Source organism: Budvicia diplopodorum (assembly GCF_009800925.1).
GTDB lineage: Bacteria > Pseudomonadota > Gammaproteobacteria > Enterobacterales > Enterobacteriaceae > Budvicia > Budvicia diplopodorum.
In genome coordinates, this window is sequence record NZ_WOYF01000006.1 from 133,620 (window position 1) to 156,169 (window position 22,550).

Annotated in this window: 20 protein-coding genes and 2 tRNA genes; 14 read left to right on the forward strand and 8 right to left on the reverse strand. The window is 49.3% G+C overall.

The genetic code is table 11. The features are described from left to right. Positions 1 to 151 precede the first annotated feature (151 nt). The gene (aegA, locus tag GVI43_RS08200) at positions 152 to 2,155 is read left to right on the forward strand and encodes a formate-dependent uric acid utilization protein AegA (RefSeq protein WP_159566376.1); all 2,004 of its coding nucleotides are present in this window, start codon (positions 152 to 154) and stop codon (positions 2,153 to 2,155) included. A gap of 203 nt (positions 2,156 to 2,358) precedes the next feature. Here aegA and GVI43_RS08205 read toward each other — a convergent pair whose 3' ends face one another. Then, positions 2,359 to 2,967 (reverse strand): riboflavin synthase subunit alpha, encoded by a 609-nt coding sequence (locus GVI43_RS08205; RefSeq protein WP_159566377.1) that lies wholly within the window; start codon positions 2,965 to 2,967, stop codon positions 2,359 to 2,361. 274 nt (positions 2,968 to 3,241) lie between these two features. On the opposite strand from GVI43_RS08205, the gene GVI43_RS08210 reads away from it, so the two are divergent. From GVI43_RS08210 to tpx, 6 genes are all read left to right on the forward strand, one after another. Next, complete coding sequence (locus GVI43_RS08210; protein ID WP_159566378.1) at positions 3,242 to 4,615, forward strand: MATE family efflux transporter; 1,374 nt, start codon at positions 3,242 to 3,244, stop codon at positions 4,613 to 4,615. Positions 4,616 to 4,832: 217 nt separating this feature from the next. Continuing rightward, positions 4,833 to 4,909, forward strand: a tRNA-Val gene (locus GVI43_RS08215). A gap of 11 nt (positions 4,910 to 4,920) precedes the next feature. Continuing rightward, positions 4,921 to 4,997, forward strand: a tRNA-Val gene (locus GVI43_RS08220). A 359-nt stretch (positions 4,998 to 5,356) separates the two neighbouring features. Continuing rightward, positions 5,357 to 6,769: a pyruvate kinase PykF gene (gene pykF / locus GVI43_RS08225; protein WP_159566379.1), complete on the forward strand. Its 1,413-nt coding sequence runs from the start codon at positions 5,357 to 5,359 to the stop codon at positions 6,767 to 6,769. A 312-nt stretch (positions 6,770 to 7,081) separates the two neighbouring features. Further along, the gene (locus GVI43_RS08230; protein ID WP_159566380.1) at positions 7,082 to 7,294 is read left to right on the forward strand and encodes an LPP leucine zipper domain-containing protein; all 213 of its coding nucleotides are present in this window, start codon (positions 7,082 to 7,084) and stop codon (positions 7,292 to 7,294) included. Between the two features lie 393 nt (positions 7,295 to 7,687). Next, positions 7,688 to 8,191, forward strand: a complete 504-nt coding sequence (gene tpx, locus GVI43_RS08235; RefSeq protein WP_159566381.1) for a thiol peroxidase — start codon at positions 7,688 to 7,690, stop codon at positions 8,189 to 8,191. Positions 8,192 to 8,253: 62 nt separating this feature from the next. Here tpx and tyrR read toward each other — a convergent pair whose 3' ends face one another. Then, complete coding sequence (gene tyrR, locus GVI43_RS08240; protein WP_159566382.1) at positions 8,254 to 9,837, reverse strand: transcriptional regulator TyrR; 1,584 nt, start codon at positions 9,835 to 9,837, stop codon at positions 8,254 to 8,256. A gap of 253 nt (positions 9,838 to 10,090) precedes the next feature. Between tyrR and GVI43_RS08245 the strand changes: the two genes are divergently transcribed. Continuing rightward, positions 10,091 to 11,359: an O-acetylhomoserine aminocarboxypropyltransferase/cysteine synthase family protein gene (locus tag GVI43_RS08245; RefSeq protein ID WP_159566383.1), complete on the forward strand. Its 1,269-nt coding sequence runs from the start codon at positions 10,091 to 10,093 to the stop codon at positions 11,357 to 11,359. A gap of 204 nt (positions 11,360 to 11,563) precedes the next feature. Here the strand turns inward: GVI43_RS08245 and GVI43_RS08250 are convergent, their stop codons facing one another. The 6 genes from GVI43_RS08250 to pspA all read right to left on the reverse strand — a co-directional run bounded on the left by GVI43_RS08250 (position 11,564) and on the right by pspA (position 15,751). Further along, positions 11,564 to 12,625 (reverse strand): YcjF family protein, encoded by a 1,062-nt coding sequence (locus tag GVI43_RS08250; protein ID WP_159566384.1) that lies wholly within the window; start codon positions 12,623 to 12,625, stop codon positions 11,564 to 11,566. Beyond that, positions 12,622 to 14,019: a YcjX family GTP-binding protein gene (locus tag GVI43_RS08255; protein WP_159566385.1), complete on the reverse strand. Its 1,398-nt coding sequence runs from the start codon at positions 14,017 to 14,019 to the stop codon at positions 12,622 to 12,624. Before GVI43_RS08255 ends, GVI43_RS08250 begins: the two co-directional genes overlap by 4 nt. Beyond that, positions 14,000 to 14,224 (reverse strand): hypothetical protein, encoded by a 225-nt coding sequence (locus GVI43_RS08260; RefSeq protein WP_159566386.1) that lies wholly within the window; start codon positions 14,222 to 14,224, stop codon positions 14,000 to 14,002. Before GVI43_RS08260 ends, GVI43_RS08255 begins: the two co-directional genes overlap by 20 nt. 165 nt (positions 14,225 to 14,389) lie before the next feature. Next, positions 14,390 to 14,734: an envelope stress response membrane protein PspC gene (gene pspC / locus GVI43_RS08265; protein ID WP_159566387.1), complete on the reverse strand. Its 345-nt coding sequence runs from the start codon at positions 14,732 to 14,734 to the stop codon at positions 14,390 to 14,392. Further along, a complete protein-coding gene (pspB, locus tag GVI43_RS08270; protein WP_159566388.1) occupies positions 14,734 to 14,967 on the reverse strand; it encodes an envelope stress response membrane protein PspB in 234 nt (77 codons plus the stop codon). Before pspB ends, pspC begins: the two co-directional genes overlap by 1 nt. Before the next feature lie 118 nt (positions 14,968 to 15,085). Further along, entirely contained in the window at positions 15,086 to 15,751 is a 666-nt protein-coding gene (gene pspA / locus GVI43_RS08275) for a phage shock protein PspA (RefSeq protein WP_159566389.1), read from the reverse strand. Positions 15,752 to 15,952: 201 nt separating this feature from the next. Between pspA and pspF the strand changes: the two genes are divergently transcribed. From pspF to sapF, 6 genes are all read left to right on the forward strand, one after another. Continuing rightward, positions 15,953 to 16,969, forward strand: coding sequence for a phage shock protein operon transcriptional activator (pspF, locus tag GVI43_RS08280; protein ID WP_159566390.1), 1,017 nt, complete (start codon positions 15,953 to 15,955; stop codon positions 16,967 to 16,969). 137 nt (positions 16,970 to 17,106) lie between these two features. Then, positions 17,107 to 18,807 (forward strand): ABC transporter substrate-binding protein SapA, encoded by a 1,701-nt coding sequence (sapA, locus tag GVI43_RS08285; protein ID WP_159566458.1) that lies wholly within the window; start codon positions 17,107 to 17,109, stop codon positions 18,805 to 18,807. Further along, entirely contained in the window at positions 18,804 to 19,769 is a 966-nt protein-coding gene (gene sapB / locus GVI43_RS08290) for a putrescine export ABC transporter permease SapB (RefSeq protein ID WP_159566391.1), read from the forward strand. Before sapA ends, sapB begins: the two co-directional genes overlap by 4 nt. After that, positions 19,756 to 20,646, forward strand: a complete 891-nt coding sequence (gene sapC, locus GVI43_RS08295) for a putrescine export ABC transporter permease SapC (protein WP_159566392.1) — start codon at positions 19,756 to 19,758, stop codon at positions 20,644 to 20,646. Before sapB ends, sapC begins: the two co-directional genes overlap by 14 nt. Continuing rightward, on the forward strand, positions 20,646 to 21,641 hold the full coding sequence (gene sapD, locus GVI43_RS08300) for a putrescine export ABC transporter ATP-binding protein SapD (RefSeq protein ID WP_159566393.1): 996 nt from the start codon (positions 20,646 to 20,648) through the stop codon (positions 21,639 to 21,641). Before sapC ends, sapD begins: the two co-directional genes overlap by 1 nt. Then, positions 21,641 to 22,456, forward strand: coding sequence for a putrescine export ABC transporter ATP-binding protein SapF (gene sapF, locus GVI43_RS08305; RefSeq protein ID WP_159566394.1), 816 nt, complete (start codon positions 21,641 to 21,643; stop codon positions 22,454 to 22,456). The genes sapD and sapF overlap by 1 nt, the downstream gene beginning before the upstream one ends. Positions 22,457 to 22,550: the final 94 nt, after the last annotated feature.

Sequence of the window (22,550 nt, forward strand, 5' to 3'; positions counted from 1 at the left end):
ATTTATGGTTTTTCTATATGACTTTCAAGCATTTTTTCTATTGTCCTGATAGCGGCAACTGTGATAAACAGCATAACCATAATAAAAGTAATGCTTATCCCCAATAAATTACCGAATCCGTCAATAACGGAAACATTACAGGAAGTATTTTATGAACAGCTTTGTCATCGCTGATGCAAAAAATTGTATCGGCTGTCGCGTGTGTGAAGTGGCGTGTGCAATGACCCATAACCACGGAAAACACCCGGAGCTGCCGGAACTGTATTTGCCAAGAATCAAAGTGATAAAAACGGCTGATATCAGAACGGCCGTTACCTGCCGCCATTGTGATGATGCGCCATGCGTTCAAGTTTGCCCGAGCAATGCCCTGACTCATGAACAAGACAGCGTCCAGTTAAATAAACAAAAATGTATCGGCTGTAAAACCTGCGTACTTGCCTGCCCGTTTGGCGCCATTAGTATGGTTGACGAAGCCATAACGCTTGCCGATATGGATCAAACGCGCACCACGGCGCACAAGTGCGACCTTTGCGCCAACGATGCCCAAAGCCCGGCCTGCGTATCCGCCTGCCCGACCAAGGCGCTGAAGCTGGTCGATGAAGCCTATCTGGCTGAAAGCCAGCAGCAAAAGCGCCTGAGTGCAGCCCTGCGCGAAGATCCCTCAACGACGGCCTCTGCGCCCGAGTACGTCGCCAAACCGGCAATCAATTCGCTGGCCGGCAAAATTATTGTTCCGCGCGGCGATGCCACCAAAAAAGATCTGGCGCTACGTAAAGCTGAATTTGTTGAAATCTATAAACGCTTCACTCCGGAACAGGTCGAAAATCAGGGCGATCGCTGCATTTCCTGCGGCGATCACGCATTCTGTGAGTGGACCTGCCCGCTGCATAACCGTATCCCGCACTGGATCACCTTGGCGAAACAGGGGCGGATTATTGAAGCCGCAGAGCTGTCGCACCAGACCAGTAGCCTGCCGGAAATCTGCGGCCGCGTTTGCCCTCAGGATCGCCTGTGTGAAGGCAGCTGTACGCTAGGCAAACTCGGCGGCGTGACGGTGGGTAATATTGAACGTTACATCACCGATACCGCCTTTGAAATGGGCTGGCGCCCGGATGTTTCTCAGGTGAAGCCGCTCAATAAACGCGTAGCGATCGTCGGTGCCGGTCCGGCCGGATTAGCCTGCGCCGATATTCTAGCCCGCCGTGGCATTAACGCCGTGGTGTTCGATCGTCATCCTGAAATCGGCGGCATGCTGACGTTTGGTATTCCCTCCTTTAAGTTAGAAAAAGAGGTGATGATTCATCGCCGTGAAGTATTCACCGGGATGGGCATTGAGTTTCGGCTAAATACCGAGATCGGCAAAGACGTCAGCATTGAGTCGGTTCTGGCCGAGTTCGATGCAATATTTGTGGGCGTCGGAACCTACCAGTCAATGCGCGCCGGTTTAGACAACGAAGATGCGCCGGGCGTATACGATGCCCTGCCGTTCCTGATTGCCAATACCAAAAAAGTGATGCATCTGCCGGAGCTGAAAGAGCAACCGTATATCGATATGTCAGGTAAACGCGTGGTGGTGTTAGGCGGTGGCGATACCGCCATGGACTGCCTGCGCACTTCGGTTCGTCAGGGAGCAATCGCAGTGACCTGCGCCTATCGCCGGGATGAAGCCAACATGCCGGGCTCGAAAAAAGAGGTGAATAACGCGCGGGAAGAAGGCGTTGAGTTTATGTTTAACGTCCAGCCGGTTTGCCTTGAACTAGATGAATCAGGACTGGTTTGCGGCGTTAAATTAGTCAGAACCGAAATGGGTGAACCGGATGTCGCGGGCCGCCGCCGCCCGGTGGTGGTTAAAGGCTCTGAATTTGTGTTAGCCGCCGATGCGGTAGTCATGGCATTTGGGTTCCGGCCGCACGCCATGCCGTGGCTAACCGATGTGGGAGTTAATTTAGATAGCTACGGGGTGATTGTTGCGCCGCACCTTAACCACTACGCTTGCCAGACCAGTAACCCGAAAATTTTCGCCGGAGGCGACGTGGTAAGAGGGGCCGATTTAGTGGTTACCGCCATCGCCGACGGACGCAAAGCGGCGGAGAGTATTGTTCAATATCTAACAGATGGCGACCAAACGGAGCAGCCGTTGGATAAAGTGTCGTAATCTACGGCAGAAACGGCGTGTAGACATGTAAAAGGGCTTATTGTGAAATAAGCCCTTTACTGTCGCTGACAACTCCCGATGATTGAATCCTCGGTTTTAAAAACATCCCCCCTCGGCCGCTAGGAAAAATCAATATTCCAATATTGATTATGCGGACGAAACTTACGATAAAACCAAATTGAGCTACTTTGTCAGCAGTCTGATCACCCCCGATTAGCTAATACCCGCTCTACGGTATCAACAATGGCCTGAGTCTGAGGGTCGATTTCAATATTCACTTTATCGCCCAAGCGCTTCTCACCCAGCGTGGTTCTTTCCAGCGTTTCCGGTATCAGATGCACACAAAAACGCCCTTTTGCCACTTCGCCGACGGTTAAGCTAATACCATCGATACCGATATAGCCTTTATGCAAAACGTATTTCATCAGTTCATCGGGCATTTTAAACCAGATCTGGCGGTTGTTTTCTGACGCCAGAATTTTCACAATCTCAGCGATACAGATAATGTGGCCGGACATTAAATGGCCGCCAATTTCATCGTTAAACTTAGCGGCACGCTCAACGTTAACCCGATCGCCGACTTTGATATCGCCAAGGTTGGTGATTCGCAGCGTCTCTTTCATTAAATCAAAGCTAACAATGTCGTTTTCTACTTTAGTTACCGTAAGGCAGCAGCCATTATGCGCAACCGATGCGCCCAGTTCTAAATCAGGCAATAGTTCCGGTGGGAATTTTACTTTATGCGTACGGAAGTTGGATTTCTCATCGATGGCGACAACAGAAACGGTACCCTGAACAATTCCGGTAAACATTCGATAAACCTCAGTGGTTAAATGATGGAATAAAACTGCAATGGCGAAAGTGTGCCGCAATTTGTCACAAAAACCAAATCCAGTTTTATCTCCATGACGGTGATTGCTATCCGGTTATATTTGAATAAAAAGTGGCTTGGGGACATTTCATTTTTATTATTGGATTGGATTACAACGGCTGAGTCGGTACAATCCGATTCAACGTTATTATTTATCCCTCATTGCCCATGCTCTTAACGCCAAGGGGCTCTCAGAATCACACAGAAGGTATTGCGTGCAGAAGTATATCAGTGAAGCGCGTAGCCTGATGGCTTTAGCTATCCCGGTTATCATTGCCCAATTTTCACAAACGGCCATTGGCGTAGTCGATACCATTATGGCCGGCGGCGTCAGCGCAACGGATATGGCCGCAGTAGCCGTAGGTACGTCCGTTTGGTTACCCACCATCCTATTTGGTCAGGGCCTGTTAATGGCGCTGACGCCAATCGTTGCTCAGCTTAATGGTTCAGGGCGTCGGGATTATATCGCCCATCAGGTTAGGCAATCATTTTGGCTGGCAACGGCGATTTCGCTATTGATTATGCTGGTGTTATACAACGGCCATTTAGTCATTGAACGGATGGACGGCATCGATCCTAAGCTGGCCGATATTACTATCCGTTATTTGCGGGCCATGACGTGGGGAGTGCCGGGGTATCTATACTTTCAGGTTTTCAGAAGCCAGTGCGATGGCTTATCAAAAACCAAACCCAGCATGGTGATTGGCTTTATCGCCCTGCTGATCCACATTCCCATCAACTACGTTTTGATCCACGGAAAACTCGGGTTTCCGGCAATGGGTGGCGTAGGCTGCGGCGTAGCGGCGGCGCTGGTTTATTGGTTTATGTTCTTGTGTATTAAAATATATGTCGGGGCTGCTGCACCGCAAAAAGATATTAACGCAGATAAAAAGTTTGAATTACCGAACTGGCCAACCTTAAAACGTTTAACCGAGCTCGGCCTGCCAATCGCGCTGGCGATATTTTTTGAAGTCACGCTGTTTGCCGTGGTCGCCTTGCTGGTTTCACCGTTGGGCGTTGCCTCTGTGGCTGGCCACCAGATAGCGCTTAACTTCAGCAGCCTGGTGTTTGTTCTGCCTTTAGCCATGAGCGTAGCGGCATCAATTCGGGTTGGTTTTAAACTCGGTCAGAATAAAGTGAATGAAGCCCGAATCGCCTCTTATACCGTTCTGCTCCTCGGCCTCTTAATGGCTGCAATAACGGCCATTTTTACCGTGGTATTCCGCCACCAGATAGCCTTACTGTATAACGATAGCCCTGAGGTTGTGATGATAGCTACTCATCTGATGCTGCTGGCGGCGATATACCAGTGTTCCGACTCTATTCAGGTTATTGGCAGCGGGATACTGCGCGGCTATAAAGATACTCGGTCGATCTTTTTCATCACTTTTACCGCCTACTGGATTATCGGATTGCCAATCGGCTATATTCTCGGACTGACCGATATGGTGGTTGCCCGCATGGGCCCCGCTGGCTTCTGGATAGGATTTATTATTGGCCTAACCGCATCGGCGATTATGATGGCCTTAAGGATGCGCTGGCTGCAAAAACGGCCGATTGATTGGATTTTACAGCGGGTTTTACGTTAACCTCCTGCCCCGATGGCTTAAAAAACGTTCGGGGCGTTTTTCAATAAACCGGCAGAAATTGAATAAAAAAGAGCCGGGCTGTGCAGTTCCTCACCAATTAGACCAATCGCCACAATAAATTCAGTTTTTCTCCTTGCCAGCCAGACGCTTCATCGTTAATATTCGTGCGCATTGTTGTTGCTATCAGGTAATAACGATTTGGTTTTAGTTAGTCTGTGCGTCCGTAGCTCAGTTGGTTAGAGCACCACCTTGACATGGTGGGGGTCGGTGGTTCGAGTCCACTCGGACGCACCAAATATCTTAATGCGCCCTTAGCTCAGTTGGTTAGAGCGCCACCTTGACATGGTGGAGGTCGGTGATTCGAGTTCACTAGGGCGCACCATCTTTTTATCTCCGGTTAATTCTCGCTCGCCCCGCTCTCTTTGTGCGTTTCTACTAAAATCAGCTATTATCAACCTTACAATTTCAGCATTTATCCATTTTCTTCTATAGCTATTCCCCACTATAATAGGCAAAATATAGCAGGTGAAAGGTTTCAGCACGTCAAACTGGTCAATTATTCGCCAGCTATATTGAAGCGGAGCATCGTTTTGCTCCTGACGTTTTTAATCTATAAACCGGCGGGATTGTTTTGTTTCTCCATAAGATAAAGAAACATAAAAACGAATACCGTCTCGCCTGAAGACTTCACAGCAGGCCATCATTTTCTTCTAACACACTCTATCGGTAAAATTGATCATCATGAAAAAAACCAAAATTGTATGTACTATCGGTCCTAAAACTGAATCTGAAGAAGTTCTGGGAAAGCTGCTTGATGCAGGTATGAACGTAATGCGTTTGAACTTTTCTCATGGTGATTACAATGAGCACGGTCAACGTATTAAGAACATTCGTGCCGTTATGGCTAAAACTGGCCATAAGCCGGCTATCCTGCTTGATACTAAAGGCCCAGAAATTCGCACCATGAAGCTGGAAGGCGGTAACGATGCGTCATTAGTCGTTGGCCAAACGTTCACTTTCACCACAGATCAAAGCGTTATTGGTAACAGCGAGCGCGTTGCCGTGACTTACACCGGCTTTGCTAGTGACCTTCAGGTAGGCAACACCGTGCTGGTCGATGATGGCTTAATCGGCATGCAGGTTATCGACGTTAAAGCGAACGAAGTTATCTGTCGCGTTCTGAACAGCGGCGATCTGGGTGAGAACAAAGGCATCAACCTGCCAAACGTTTCAATCCAACTGCCTGCGTTATCTGAAAAAGATAAAAATGATCTGGTGTTCGGCTGTGAGCAAAACGTTGACTTCGTAGCAGCATCATTTATTCGTAAGCGTTCAGACGTTTTAGACATCCGTGAACATCTAAAAGCGCACGGCGGCGAGCATATTCAAATCATTTCCAAAATTGAAAATCAGGAAGGTTTGAATAACTTTGATGAAATCCTTGAAGCCTCAGACGGCATCATGGTTGCCCGCGGTGACTTAGGCGTAGAGATCCCGGTTGAAGAAGTTATTTTTGCCCAGAAGATGATGATCGAGAAATGTAATCGTGCACGTAAAGTTGTTATCACTGCAACCCAAATGCTGGACTCGATGATTAAAAACCCACGCCCTACCCGTGCAGAAGCGGGCGACGTTGCTAACGCCATTATAGACGGTACTGATGCTGTGATGCTGTCTGGTGAAAGCGCCAAGGGTAAGTACCCGTTAGAGGCCGTAACCATCATGGCAACTATCTGTGAGCGTACTGACCGCGTGATGCCATGTCGTGTTGATACGCTGGCTACCTCCGGTAAGTTACGTATTACTGAAGCAGTCTGCCGCGGTGCCGTTGAAACGGCTGAGAAGCTGGATGCGGTACTGATTGTTGTTGCAACTCAGGGCGGTAAATCTGCCAAGGCCGTGCGTAAATACTTCCCTACCGCGCCTATTCTGGCTCTGACTACTAACGAAACGACTGCTCGTCAGTTAGTATTGACCAAAGGCGTGACGTCACAGTTAGTGAAAGAAATCGCTTCGACCGATGACTTCTACCGTATCGGTAAAGAAGCTGCATTAGCCAGCGGTTTGGCTCAGAAAGGCCAAATGATTGTCATGGTAACCGGTGCATTAGTTGCCAGCGGCACAACCAATACTTCGTCGGTCCATATCGTTTAAGATAATATTTTGTTTTAAGAAACGCCGTTGATACGGCGTTTTTTTTATCTTTAATAAAATTGCGATAGTGGATATAAACACAGCCTTATTTTTCAGACCGTTATCGCAAATATCTTGAAAATGACTTTCCCCGATGTTTTTAAGTAGCGTAAGATCCTTTTTTCTCCAGTAAAAAAATTATTTTGACTATTCTTTAACCAAATAAGCAAAATAGTTGATACGAAGTTAAAAAATTATTCTCATTCCAAAATAGTTTGTGTAATACTTATCGGGCTACATGCAAAAAAGTTAATTCAAATTGAGGGTGTAAATATGAACCGTACTAAACTGGTACTGGGTGCAGTAATTTTAGGCGCTACTCTGTTAGCAGGTTGTGCTAAAACTGATACAACTACTAACAGCAAGCTGACTCAACTGATCAGCGATGTTGCTGCTTTACGTTCTGATGTACAAGTTGCTAAAGATGAAGCTGCTCGTGCAAACCAACGTTTAGACAACATGTCTCGTGGTAAATACACTAAGTAAGTCTTTTTGTATTTGTGAAAATGGCGCACTTTGTGCGCCATTTTTTTATCCGTACGTTTCCCTCTCCGTTTGGTACATCAGCCCCACCCGCCTTTTGCAATTGAAAACACGTTTCTAGCCCCGATCAAATTAATCCTACCTGCCATTTCTAAATTGGAAGGCCAATAGCAGCCATCTGGCAGGATGCTAACTGATTATGAGGGAAATCATTTAAGCGGTTCCAGACGGGTTCTGAGCGCTTATTTTTGGCAGCAGCCAACGGGGCTGGAATAACGTATTCAAATTCAACGACCGTTATTTATTTGCTCAACGACAATATTTGTCATACCCAAACCACAATTGTTGAGCTAAGCTAATCCAATTGTTAAATAAAAGTAACACTTGGAGGTCGTCATGACACAAACCGTACAATTGAAAGGCAACCCATTGTCCGTCGCTGGCCAACTACCAAAAGCCGGTGATAAGGCTAAGCCGTTTACCCTTCTGGCTAAAGACCTGTCCGACGCGTCATTAAGCGACTACGCTGGCAAACGCAAAGTGCTTAACATTTTTCCGAGCGTTGATACCGGCGTATGCGCAACCTCAGTAAGAACCTTTAATCAATTAGTCGGCAGCGTAAAAAATACCGTTGTTCTGTGCATTTCTGCCGACCTGCCGTTTGCTCAGGCTCGTTTTTGTGGCGCAGAAGGCTTAGACCACGTCGTTATGCTGTCTACCTTCCGCGGTACTGATTTTAAGAAAGACTATGGCGTAGAAATGCTAGACGGCCCGTTGAAAGGCCTAAACGCTCGCGCAGTGGTGGTTCTTGATGAGCATGACAAGGTGATATACAGCGAGTTAGTGAAAGAGATCGCCACTGAACCTAACTATGATGCTGCACTGGCCTCACTGAAGTAGCTTGGGTTTAGTCAATAATAAAGGGAGCCAGTGGCTCCCTTTATTATTAACACTGTCTGAAGCTATTCTGCATCAGCTCCTTCGCCATGACGTGACGTATGGCTCAAGCCATATTCTCTTAGCTTATTGGCTATCGCCGTATGGGAAACGCCTAAGCGCTTCGCAAGCTTACGCGTACTTGGGTAGCTGCTATAAAGCTGGGTCAGAACCGAGCATTCAAAACGTTTACAGATATCGTCAAGGCTGCCTTCCATAATATTGTGATTCAGCATCATTTCTGATGTTATCTCCGGCAGCACAATGTCTTTCACCCTTAATTCGTTGCCTTCCATCTGGGTTAAACCACGATAGAGCACGTTCTTAAGCTGGCGAACGTTACCCGGCCAACCGTACTGGGTTAGCAGCGCGGTCAGTTCAGGCGCCAGTTTTGGCCGTGGAATGCCCAACTGGTCGACAAACAGCGTGATGAACTGTTCAGTTAACGGCATGATGTCTTGAACCCGCTCCCTCAAGGGGGGAATATTTAACGTCAGCACGTTTAGCCGATAGTACAGATCCTCACGAAATAACCCCTGACTCACCAGATTGAGCAAGCTCTTTTGTGTGGCGCAAATCACCCGTACGTCAACGTGAACCTCGTTGTCTTCACCCACCCGGCGAAAGGTGCCGTCATTTAAGAAACGTAATAATTTAGACTGCATCGTTGGCGACATTTCACTGATGCTGTCCAGCAATACCGAACCACCGTTAGCCTGCTCAAAAAATCCCTTTTTAGCTTCAACCACGTTGGGGTAACCGCTGGCCGCCTGGCCAAACAGTTCACTCTCAACCACATCATCAGGCAATGAGGCACAGCTTAAGGCCAAGAACGGTTTATCGCGGCGGGCGCTGCGCAAGTGGCTAGCCTGAGCCAGCTCATCTTTGCCGGTTCCGGTGTCACCGATAATCAGCAACGGCGCATCGAGCACCGCCAGTTTATTCGCCTGTTCAATCAACTGGCGCATTTTATTGCTAACGGTAACAATATGGCCAAACGCATTATTATCGGCGATATTTCTATTCTGTAGCTGGCGGCCTATTCTAACGGCAGATTTCAGTACAATAACCGCACCGGTAACATCACGCTGCTCAGCATCTTGTTCATTTGCCTGATAAATCGGCATGATATCTATCAGATAATCCTGCCCCCGGACGATCGCTCGTTCAGAATAAGGCGCGATATCGTCGTCGTCGAGGTGCCGCTGGAAGTTATAGCCACTCACCAGCGCTGATGCACACTGGGTCAGGATTTTATCTTCATCCATACCAAACAGCATCAGTGCAGCATCATTTGCTAGCTCAATTCGCCCTTTTAAATCGATAGAAATAACCGGTTCAGGCAAAGACTCAAGCAACGCCCGTAGCGCTCTGAACCGTTGCTCTGAAGGCATATAGGTGACCGTTCGAACGTCGGTAACCCCAGAAATACGCCGAATACTGACCATTAGTGCGCTAAAAGCGTCAAAATCAATAGCGGATAAATTGAGATAGATTTTGCCGGCAAGATCGATTTCAATGCCGCGCAGGTCAATGCTGCGCGCCACGAGCAGGTCGAGTAACTCACGGGTCAATCCCAGCCGATCTTCACAGAGAACTTCAAGACGCATCGCTTATAGCCTTACTCAATTGGTACTGTGGACAATAGTTATCGCTATGATACCCGTTAGCGAATAGCAGATGAAGAGCACTGTCACAAAAAGTTGACAGATCTGGAAAAAACGCTTTAAGCACATATATTGTTTCTGTCTTTAATCTGTATTCAATAGTAGCCGTAAAATATCAGTTAAACAGGATTCCCTTTCTCAACAAAGACTGCTTATATGAGTTACCCGTTGAAAGCAAAATAATAGAGAGTATGGAATGAAAGACGCAACGCTTGCCCTACATCACGGATTTCAATGCGATCCAACCACCAAATCTGTGGCTGTTCCTATTTATCAAACCGTTGCTTACGAATTTGATAATGCCCAGCACGGCGCTGACTTATTCAATTTGGCGGTACCGGGAAACATCTACACCCGAATAATGAACCCGACCAATGACATATTAGAAAAGCGTTTGACCGCGCTGGAAGGCGGTATTGCCGGGCTGGTAGTGTCGGCTGGCAGTGCTGCTATTACCTATGCGATTCAGACTATTGCTCAGGTCGGCGACAATATTGTCACCACCCCACAGCTTTACGGCGGAACCTATACGCTGTTTGCCCATATGCTCCCAAGCTCAGGCATTAACGTAAAATTTGCCCGCGATGATTCACCGCAGGCCATTGCCGAACTGATTGATGAAAATACCAAAGCGGTTTATTGCGAAAGTATTGGTAACCCGGCAGGAAATATTGCCGATCTTCAAGGGCTGGCTGACGTTGCCCATGCCCGTGGTATTCCGTTGATTGTCGATAATACCGTGGCATCGCCAGTACTGTGTAAGCCGATTCAGTTTGGCGCAGATATTGTGGTTCACTCGATCACCAAATACGTCGGCGGCCACGGTAACTCGCTGGGCGGTGTGATTGTTGATTCAGGTAAATTCCCATGGGCCGAGCACAAAGAGCGCTTCCCGATGTTCAGCAATCCAGAACCGGCCTACCACGGCGTGGTGTATAACGATACCTTCGGCCCGGCTGCGTTTGTTGCCAGAGCGAGAACGGTTCCGCTGCGCAACTGCGGCGCGGCACTGTCGCCAATGAATGCCTTCTTGCTGCTACAGGGTTTGGAAACGCTATCGCTGCGCATGGAGCGGCATGTGGATAATGCGATGAAAGTCGCTAAATACCTTGAGCAGCACGGGAAGGTCGCATGGGTAAGCTATGCCGGGCTTCCTGCCCACCCGCATTTTGGGTTAGCGCAGAAGTACATGTCAGGCAAGCCGTCTGGCTTACTCTCTTTCGGCTTGAAGGATGGCTATCAGGCTGGCGTTAAGTTTTACGATGCGCTGAAAATTTTTAAACGACTGGTCAATATTGGCGACGCTAAGTCGCTGGCCTGTCATCCTGCCTCAACTACTCACCGTCAAATGTCTGAAACTGAGCAGGCCTCGGCGGGCGTTAAGCCTGAAATGATCCGGCTGTCCGTTGGCATTGAGGCGATTGAAGATATTCTGGAAGACTTAGAGCAGGCGTTAAACGCATAACGATCGGGGTTGCTGATAGAGTAGTTCGATTTAGTTTTAGCGTAAATTTCGTCCGCATAATCAATATCGGAATATTAACTTTCTCTAGCGGCCGAGGGGCGGTATTTTAACCGTTGAGTATGTCAGCAGTCTAAAACGCATCGCGTTATAAAAATGGCGGCAGGTTATTGACCTTGCCGCCATTTTTGTTTGATCCAACAAGAACTACTGATTATCGCTTCCGCCTTTAGGCAATTTGCTTTTCAGCTGAGCGATAAGCTGGGTTCGGAAGTCCCCTAACCTTGGCTTATCGCCCTCCATCCACGGCAGCGGGCGGCAAAGCTCCATGGCTTTAATGCCTAAGCGGGCCGTCAGCAGTCCGGCTCCGATGCCCTGCGCGGCTCGGGTGGAAAGGCGGGCGGTGATATCCTGAGAGATCCAGTCCATCCCGACTTCCCGGATCAGCTCCGTTACGCCAGCAAAGGCGATGTTTAGCATCACCAGTTTGAACAACCGAATACGGCTAAAATAGCCCAGTTGAATGCCATAGATTGCGGCAATACGGTTAATCAGTCGAATATTGCGCCAGGCAATAAAAGCCATATCGACAATGGCCAGCGGGCTAACCGCAATCATCAGCGCGGATTCGGCAGCCGAACCGCTGATTTCACGCCGCGCCTGTTGGTCTAATACAGGCTGAACCAGCTTGGCATACAGCGCGACGACTTCACGATCGTTCTGCGTTTCATGTAACGAGGCGTGCCAGCGCTGTAAAGCCGGATGGCTTTGGTCTATACCGGCCTGTGCGGCCAGTTTTTCACAGAACTCACGGCCCTTGCCTAATCCGTGACTGTGTAACAATTCTCGGGCAATATCGCGTTCGGCGGCCCGTTCCCGCAGTCGGTATAGCCTGCGCCACTCTCCGACTACCGAACCAATACCGGCAATAACGATAATGCCGCCAGCGCTGTAAGCGCCTAAGGTAATCCACTCATGGTTCTGAATGGCCACCGCAATCTGGTAAACGCCCTGCGCGACCACGCTAAGCCCAAACAGGCCCAGCCCGAGCGTGACCATTTTGCGCCATAGGCTACGCTTTGGCCTCAATGCGCTATTGATAATGCCTTCAGCCTGCCCCTCTTCCTGCTCTTGTTCAAGCTCAGGGGCGGAAGGATAAAAATGCTCGGCCTGCTGACGATCAAAAATTTGGTTACTGCGTAATACCGGATCTTTTTCTTCAATCAGAGGCTCATCAAAGGTAATGCGCCCTTTCAATGGCTGATTCATCGCAGCTTATCTCCTAATAAAAACTCCATTACCGCATCTAACCGAATGTGCGGTAACGGGGAGTCAACGCTCATGGGCTTCGGCCTGAACTGGTCAAAATGAAAACCCTGCTGCTGCCAGAATGAAGGTTCAGGCAGTTTGGCCGGAACTTCACCCGGATAAACGGTAAGCGGCTGCCCGTCTTCTAACCGGTAGCCTTTCAGCGCCGGCATTTTACCATTGCCGCTGTCAATCATTCCGCTGTCTGTGGCCTGCACCGAAGCCATGCCAACGCAGTCCATACTAATGCCTTCAAACGCAGCGTTTTGCCATGCTTCCTGTACCAATTGCTGTAGCAGAGAAACCAAATTGGCGTGCTGGTCCGGGGTAATATGGTCAGCCTTACTGGCGGCAAACATCAGTTTATCAATGCAGGGGGAAAACAGACGGCGCAGTATGGTGCGCTGGCCGTAATGGAAGCTTTGCATCAGTTGAGTGAGCGCCAAGCGCATATCGTTAAACGCCTGCGGCCCGTTGTTCAACGGCTGCAAACAGTCGACCAATACGATTTGTCGGTCAAACTTCATAAAGTGATCTTTGTAGAATCCTTTAACGATGTGCTGACAGTAGTAGTCATAGCGGGCCCGCAGCATGCCGAAATTGGTTTTCTTATCGGCCTGAGCCAGCTTAGCCTGATTTTTGGCATCGATTTCCGGCCACGGGAAAAACTGCAGAACCGGCGCACCGGCCAAATCGCCGGGTAACACAAAGCGACCCGGCTGAATAAAGTGCAACCCTTGGTTTTTACAGCGTAAAAGATAGTTGCTGTACTCTTCGGCGATCGCTGCCAACAGATTTTCGTCTACCGGCCCCAGCGGATCGCAGGTTTTACACAGTGCCAGCCAAGGCTCCGCCCACTGGGCGCGTTCCCCTTGCCTGACGCTGTTCATTCGATGTGACCAGTCGAGATAGCTCTGTTCCAGCATCGGTAAATCCAGCAGCCACTCGCCCGGATAATCAACGATCTCCAGATAAAGCGTCGAGTGGTGGGTAAAATGGCGTAGCAGTGAATCTTTGGAGCGAAAGCGCAGCGCTAGCTGAATTTCGCTAACGCCACGGGTGGGCGTCGGCCAGCTTGGCGGCGCGCCGTACAGCGAGGCCAGCCCTTCGTCATAGCTAAAACGCGGAATGCCGAAGTCTTTTTGAGGAATACGTTTCACCCCCAGCAGGCGTTCTTCCCGCACCGCTGAGAATAACGGTAGCCGTGCGCCGTTATTAATATTGAGCAGTTGATTTACAAAGGCAGTAATAAACGCGGTTTTACCACTGCGGCTTAAGCCGGTAACCGCCAGACGCAAATGGCGATCCATTGAGCGGTTAACCAGTGAGCCTATTTCATTTTGTAATCGTTTCATCCGCAGCCTTAGTTAAGCGATAGGCAATAGAACCAAATAGCTTTCTTAATAATGGTTCACCAAATAAGACCAGCAACAATCGTACCGGTCGCCATAAAGTGCTTTTCAATAATAATGATAACACTAAGACGGGCGCGTAAGATTTACCAAAAAATAATATTAACGCCACCAGCTTTGGTATATGAGCCGTTAGTTTGGTTGCCATGGTGGTATCACTCCTGAGGCCAAGGATGCGTGTGGTAAAATTGAAGTAAATTGAAGTAATTTGAGAGGTGCTATATATACACCGGGGTTTGGCATCAGCGTGAAGTTCCTCCTTTAAGAAGGAACTTCACGTAAAGCATGACGCAAGAACGGTGGGAAATTGAAGCTATAGGTGGCGAAAGCGACTTTCAACCTGAAACGTTTCTGACGTCAGATAACGTTCTAATTCGCGCAGGCGCTGTTCGCTGGCGGCAAGATCTTGCTCAACCTGTTTAATCCGCACACGGGCCGGTACGCGACTGTGTAACGACGCCTCTTCTCCCGGTGCGCTGTCTAGCACAAATACCATCACAAAATAAACAATCGTCGTAATGAAAAAGAAGCCAAAAAACAGTGCCAGTACGGCCATGGTTCTGACTAAAAGTACCGGAAGACCGAAGTAACGTGCTATTCCGGCACATACGCCACCGATCATGCCTTCGTCTGGAATACGGTACAGTTTGTTGTTCATTAGCCTTGTCTCCAGTTTGGATGCTCTTCGTCTAAAATAGCTTCCAGCGACTGAATGCGCGCTTTCATTCGCTGCGCTTCATCCGTTAGTGTCGCTAACCGTTGGCTATCTTGCTGGTTTAGCTGGCCCCCGTCCTGCTGTTTATTGCGGTAATGCATCCACAGCCAGATAGGGACAATAAACAAGATAAATAACGTTAGCGGTATGGCAAGTAAACCCATTAGCCAACTCATTGGTCTTCCTTCTTCTAAAATCCGGTAACCGCCGCTTATTGACCGTGGGAAAATAAGCGGCATCGTCTGAACGAGTGTGAACTATACCTTAATCATTCATGGTGCAACGACGGGTATATCAGATCTCTTTATTCATTTTAGCTTTAAGAGCAGCCAGTTCGCTGTCAATTTGCTCGTTAACCTTCAACTCGGTAAATTGCTGGCTCAGACTCTTTTCTTTGCCCAAACCAATGCTTTGGCCTTCTGCTTCCATGTGGTCGATTCGGCGCTCAAACTGCTCAAAACGGGCCATCGCTACGTCGAGCTTACCGCTGTCTAACTGACGACGAACCTCACGAGTGGTACTGGCCGCTTCGTGACGTAAAGTCAGCGCCTGTTGGCGAGCGCGGGTTTCGCTGAGCTTAGCTTCCAGCTCGGCAACTTCGCTGCGCATGCGGTCTAGCGTTTCATTAATGGTAACCAGTTCATTTTGCAAAGTAACTACTAAATCGGCCACTTTTTGCTTTTCTATTAACGCAGCACGAGCCAGATCTTCTTTATCTTTACGTAAAGCCAGTTCGGCTTTTTCCTGCCAGTCAACCTTCTGCGTTTCACCCTGCTCAATGCGGCGGGTTAACTGTTTCTTTTCAGCCAGCGCTCTGGCGGAAGTGGAGCGAATTTCGACCAACGTGTCTTCCATTTCCTGAATCATCAGGCGAACCATCTTTTGTGGATCTTCAGCTTTCTCTAATAGCGTGCTGATGTTGGCATTCACGATATCGGCAAAGCGAGAAAAAATACCCATGGTTAAATCCTCTTTAGTTAGTTAATCATTCATCAATTAGCCGGTGGCGATACCACCGTGGTAGATACCGTAGATATATCAAGAAGCGTGCCAACCTTTCATTTTTTGTAACCTAATGATTTTAAATAGCGTTTATTTTTCTTGCCTTTTACCCATAAAAAATGATGTGATGAAAAAAACCAATTAGTGGCGAAATTCACCATGCTAAATAACGTTGATAACCTTCTTGGCGAAGCCAACAGCTTTCTTGAAGTGCTCGAGCAGGCATCGCAGGTTGCTCCTTTGAATAAGCCGGTGCTGGTGATTGGCGAGCGAGGAACCGGTAAAGAGCTGATTGCTCACCGCCTTCATTACCTATCCAAACGCTGGCAAGGGCCTTTTATTTCTCTGAACTGCGCTGCGCTGAGCGATACCCTACTGGATTCTGAGCTGTTCGGTCATGAAGCCGGCGCGTTTACCGGCGCACAAAAGCGACATCTTGGCCGGTTTGAACGGGCCGACGGCGGAACGCTGTTTCTCGATGAGCTAGCCAATGCCCCGATGCTGGTACAGGAAAAGCTACTGCGGGTGATTGAATATGGTCAACTGGAACGCGTTGGCGGCACCCAGCCCCTGCAGGTCGACGTTCGTTTAGTCTGTGCGACTAACGAAGATTTACCGGCAATGGCAAAAGCGGGGAAATTCAGGGCAGACCTGCTAGACCGGCTGGCCTTTGACGTAATCAATTTACCGCCGCTGCGCCAGCGCAGGCCAGACATCATGCTATTAGCCAATCACTTTGCCATTCAGATGTGCAGCGAGCTGGAAATTCAGGTATTTGAAGGCTTCACCCCTGACGCGGTAGAAACGTTAATGGGCTATTCATGGCCGGGTAACGTGCGTGAGCTAAAGAATGTGGTAGAACGCTCGATTTATCGTCATGGGCATCATGGTGGACCATTAGATAACATTATTATCGATCCCTTCGCCCATACGGGCTTAGCCAAGTTGATATCAACGGACGGTTCAGCTGATAGCCAACCCCATGATGCCGTGCCGGAGCTACCCGTCAATTTAAAACAGTGGTTATCCGATCGGGAACAGGCCGTTATCGGCAAAGCGCTGAGGCAATCTCAATATAATCAGCGTCAGGCGGCCAAGCTGTTAGGCTTAAGCTACCACCAGCTGCGGGGAATATTACGCAGGTCAGAGCCGCTGAATCGTCAGGATAGTGACTGAATGTTGCTCGATCGGACTAAAAATCCTACAACTTATTCAGTAATCCTTGCTTAAGCAACGCTAAGGATTGGGATGATGGCTATACTCCTGTATAATCATCGCCCTGTTCTATCCGATAGCTAAGAACCCTTTATATGATGCGTGGCTTAAAACTATGTGTGCTGCTGTGTGCCGGATTTATCGCTCCGGCATGGGCCTCAGCGGCCCCGGAAAATGCGGCAGCGCCAACAACGTCTCCGTCAGGGGTATCATCGCCTATCGGGCCGGTAAAAACGCCGTTACCGGACATCCGCCAGAGTGGCTTTGTCTATTGCGTTAACGGCGTCGTTGACAGCTTTAACCCACAAATCGCCAACGGCGGGATTTTAGTCGATACCATTGCCGCTCAGCTTTACGATCGCCTGCTGGACGTCGATCCGTATACCTACCGTTTAGTCCCCGAGTTGGCCGAACGTTGGGAAACCCTGAACAACGGTGCAACCTATCGCTTTTATTTACGCAAAAATGTGCCTTTCCAGACCACCGAATGGTTTACGCCAACCCGAACCCTGAACGCCGATGATGTGGTGTTTAGCTTTAGCCGGATTTTCAATCAGGAAGCGCCCTACCATTCGGTTAACGGCGGCCATTACCCTTATTTCGACAGTATGCAGTTTTCCGACACCGTACAAAGCATCAAGAAGCTGGATAGCTATACGGTAGAAATTCAGCTGACGAAGCCCGATGCCTCTTTTCTATGGCATTTAGCCACCCACTATGCGCCGGTGCTGTCCGCTGAATATGCGAATAATCTGACCAGAGTCGGCACGCAGGAACTGATTGATCGCCAGCCGGTTGGCTCCGGCCCTTTTCTGCTCAATGAGTATCGCCCCGGGCAGTTTGTCCGTCTCCAGCGCAATCCGCTTTACTGGCGCGGTTTACCAAAAATGCAGCAGGTGGTGATCGATTTAGGCGCGGGTGGTACCGGTCGGCTGTCGAAGCTATTAACCGGCGAGTGTGACGTTCTGGCCTATCCGGCCGCCAGCCAGCTCTCAATATTGCGTGACGATCCACGGCTTCGGATCTCACTGCGTACCGGCATGAACATCGCCTATCTGGCGTTTAATACCGAAAAGCCGCCGCTAAACGATCTTCGTGTACGTCAGGCGATTGCGTTGTCTATCAACAACCCTCGCCTGATGCAATCAATCTATTACGGTACCGCAGAAACTGCCTCATCGATATTGCCGAGAACCTCATGGGCCTATGATAATGACTCACAGATTACCGAATATAATATAGAAAAGGCCCGGCAGTTATTGCAAGAAGTGGGAATTAAAGATTTGCGGTTACACCTTTGGGTTCCGACCGCTTCTCAGGCCTATAACCCAAGCCCGCTCAAAATGGCCGAGCTGATTCAGGCCGATCTGGCCAGAATTAATGTCAAAGTTACCATTGTTCCGATTGAAGGCCGTTTTCAAGAGGCCCGGCTTGGCGATGATGACCATGACCTAACCCTTAGCGGCTGGACCACGGACAGTAACGATCCCGATAGCTTTTTTCGCCCGCTGCTAAGCTGTGCGGCGATCGGCTCTCAGAGTAACTACGCCCGCTGGTGTAACCCTGAATTCGATCGGTTGCTGTCTCAAGGCGTTATGTCTCAGGATTTGTCAGTGCGAATCGAAACCTATCGGCAGGCCCAAAAAATTCTGGCGCATGAATTACCGGTACTCCCGCTGGCGTCATCGCTTCGGATTCAGGCTTATCGTTATGACATCAAGGGGTTGGTGCTGGGGCCATTGGGTAACGCGTCGTTTGCCGGCGTTTACCGGGAAAAAGCAGAGGCGGAGCAGAAATGATTATCCATATTCTTCGTCGTTGTCTATTAGCGTTAGTGACGCTCGGCATATTGACTTTAGTCAGCTTTAGCGTCTCTTATTACACGCCGAATGCGCCATTAAGCGGCGCCCATCTGTTGGACGCTTACTCGTTTTATCTCAACAGCCTGCTTGACGGCGACTTCGGGACGTCGGTCATCAATGGCCAATCGATTGGATATCAGCTCAAAGTGGTATTTCCGTCCACCATCGAACTGTGCATGCTCGCGTTTATTCTGGCGTTAGGCTTAGGCATTCCACTAGGCCTGATTGCCGGTGTGTGTAAACATAAGTGGCCGGATAATATTATTACCTCCGTCGCGCTATTTGGCTTTTCTATTCCGATCTTTTGGTTAGCCCTGCTGTTGACGCTATTCTTTTCGCTCAACCTTGGCTGGCTTCCGGTTTCTGGCCGCTATGACCTGTTATATCAGATTAATCCGGTGACCGGATTTTCCCTGATTGATGCCTGGCTGTCTGAATCTCCCTATCGGGATGAGATTATCATCAGCGTATTACTCCACCTGATATTACCGGTGATTACGCTGGCGGTAGCGCCCTGCACTGAAGTAATTCGTTTAATGCGCCAGAGCGTGATTCAAATTAACGGGCAGAACTACATTAAAGCGGCAGCAACCCGTGGGCTGTCGCGCATTACCATTATTCGCCGTCACGTGCTGCATAATGCGTTACCGATTATGCTGCCTAAGCTAAGCTTACAGTTCTCAACCATGCTGGCACTCGCCATGATTACCGAGTCGGTGTTTAACCTGCCGGGGCTGGGGCGCTGGTTAATTATTGCCATTCGCCAGCAGGACTTTGCCGTTATTTCCGCCGGTATCATGATTATGGGAACGCTGGCGATTACCGTCAGTTTGCTGGCCGATATTTTCAGCGCCATGACCAATCCACTCAAAAAGAAGGAATGGTATGCTTTCCGATAACGTATACCGCGAGAAAAAAACGCTAAGTCCGCTGAGCTTTATTTGGCAGCGGCTCCACAAGGATATCTTAGCAACGGTCGGGCTTTATGGCTTTTTGGCGCTGATCGCGCTAACCATCGTTGGCGGTACGATCGCTCCCTACCTGCTTGACCAACAGTTTATGGGCTATCAGCTATTACCCCCATCATGGTCGCGCCACGGCGATGTTTCATTCTTTCTGGGAACCGACGATCTGGGGCGGGATATATTAAGCCGCCTGCTTAACGGTGCCGCACCGACCTTTGGCTCCGCGCTATTAGTCACGCTGGCCGCCGCGCTGTGCGGAACCATACTGGGCGTTATCGCTGGCGTAACCCGCGGCCTGCTTTCAGCCACTCTTAACCATATTCTGGACACCCTGCTGTCGATTCCATCGCTGTTAATTGCGATTGTGGTGGTGGCATTTATGGGGCCACGGCTGGAACACGCAATGTTTGCCGTTTGGCTTGCCCTGCTGCCCCGGATGGTACATACCATCTACCTTACGGTTCATGAGGAACTGGAAAAAGAGTATGTGATTGCCGCCCGGTTGGATGGCGCGACCACCGGCTATATTTTGTGGGGCGGATTACTTCCCAATATTGCGCCAGTACTGGTAGGCGAATTCACCCGCTCGCTGTCCATGGCGATTATGGATATTGCCGCGCTGGGTTTCCTCAATTTGGGCGCGCAGCTGCCATCGCCTGAATGGGGCGCGATGATGGGTGACTCTCTGGAGCTGGTTTACGTTGCGCCATGGAGCGTGATGTTGCCCGGTGGTGCCATTTTGATTAGCGTGCTGCTGGTTAACCTGCTCGGTGACGGTCTGTACCGTGCAATTTCTACGGGTGATGAATAATGCCACTACTAGACATTCGTAACCTCACCATCGAATTTATGACCGCAGAAGGCCCGGTAAAGGCGGTCGATCGCGTAAGCCTAACTCTCATCGAAGGGGAAATTCGCGGGCTGGTCGGCGAATCCGGTTCAGGTAAAAGCCTGATAGCCAAAGCGATATGCGGCATCAGCAAAGATAACTGGCGCATTACGGCAGACCGCTTCCGCTTCAATGATATCGACGTACTTAAACTGACTCCCCGCCAACGGCGCAAGCTGGTTGACCACAATATTTCCATGATATTTCAGGAACCGCAGTCCTGTCTGGATCCGTCAGAGAAAATTGGCCAACAGATTATTCAGGCCGTTCCCGCGTGGACCTATAAAGGCCGGTGGTGGCAGCGATTTAACTGGCGTAAGCATCGGGCCATTGAGCTACTGCACCGCGTAGGAATAAAAGACCATAAAGATATTATGGGCAGCTATCCTTACGAAATCACCGAGGGCGAGTGCCAGAAAGTGATGATCGCTATCGCGCTGGCTAATCAACCCAAGCTATTGATCGCAGATGAACCAACCAATGCGATGGAACCGACGACTCAGGCTCAAATATTTCGCCTGTTAGCCCGGATGAACCAAAACAACAACACCACGATTTTGCTGATTAGCCACGACCTTCAGGTGATGAGCAAATGGGCCAACCGGATTAACGTGATGTACTGCGGGCAAACGGTAGAGAGCGCTGAATGTGATGACTTGCTGAATGCGCCTAATCATCCGTATACGCAGGCGCTGATCCGAGCCATGCCGGATTTTGGCCTGACCTTACCCCATAAAAGCAGGCTTAATACGCTGTCGGGCGTGATCCCGTCGCTGGAACATTTGCCAATTGGCTGTCGGTTAGGGCCTCGCTGCCCGTATGCGCAAAAGAAATGTATTGAAACTCCACGCCTGCGCGATATTAAAGGCCACAAGTTTGCCTGCCACTTTCCTCTGAATATGGAGGATCCGTCATAATGGGTACCACGTTGCTCGAAGTGCGCAATTTATCCAAGACCTTCCGCTACCGGACCGGCCTGTTCCGCCCTCATGAACTGGAAGCGGTAAAACCGCTCAGCTTTATTCTGCGTGAACGCCAGACCTTGGCAATTATTGGCGAGAACGGTTCAGGAAAATCAACGCTGGCAAAAATGATTTCCGGCATGATAAAGCCAACCTCCGGTGATATCACCATTGATGACCATAAGCTAGAGTTTGGCGATTATGGCTATCGCAGCCAACATATTCGAATGATCTTTCAGGATCCGAACACCTCGTTTAACCCTCGCCAGCGTATTGGTCAGCTGTTAGATATACCCTTAAAACTGAATACCGATTTAGAAGCCTCCGCGCGGGAAAAACGGATTAACCTCACCCTGCGTCAGGTCGGCTTATTACCCGATCATGCCTATTACTACCCACAAATGCTGGCATCCGGGCAGAAACAACGCGTTGCGCTGGCGCGGGCATTGATACTTCAGCCAAAAATTATTGTTGCCGATGAAGCATTAGCTTCGCTGGATATGTCCATGCGCTCACAGTTAGTGAACTTAATGATGGAATTACAAGAAAAGCACGGTATATCCTATATCTACGTTAGTCAGCATTTGGGCATGATCAAGCACATCAGCGACCAGTTACTGGTTATGCACGCTGGCGAAGTGGTTGAACGCGGTAATACTGCGGAAGTCATCGCTTCTCCGCTGCACGATATTACCCGCCGGATGATCGCCAGCCACTTTACCGAGGCGCTCACCGCTGACCACTGGCGCAAAGATATTACCGATATTTAATGGCGCAATAATTGGCCAATAAAACGTAGGCTAATGGGCCGTTTGATTAGCTTATTGATTATCACAGATCGGAGCAGCACGACAAGGTTCACCA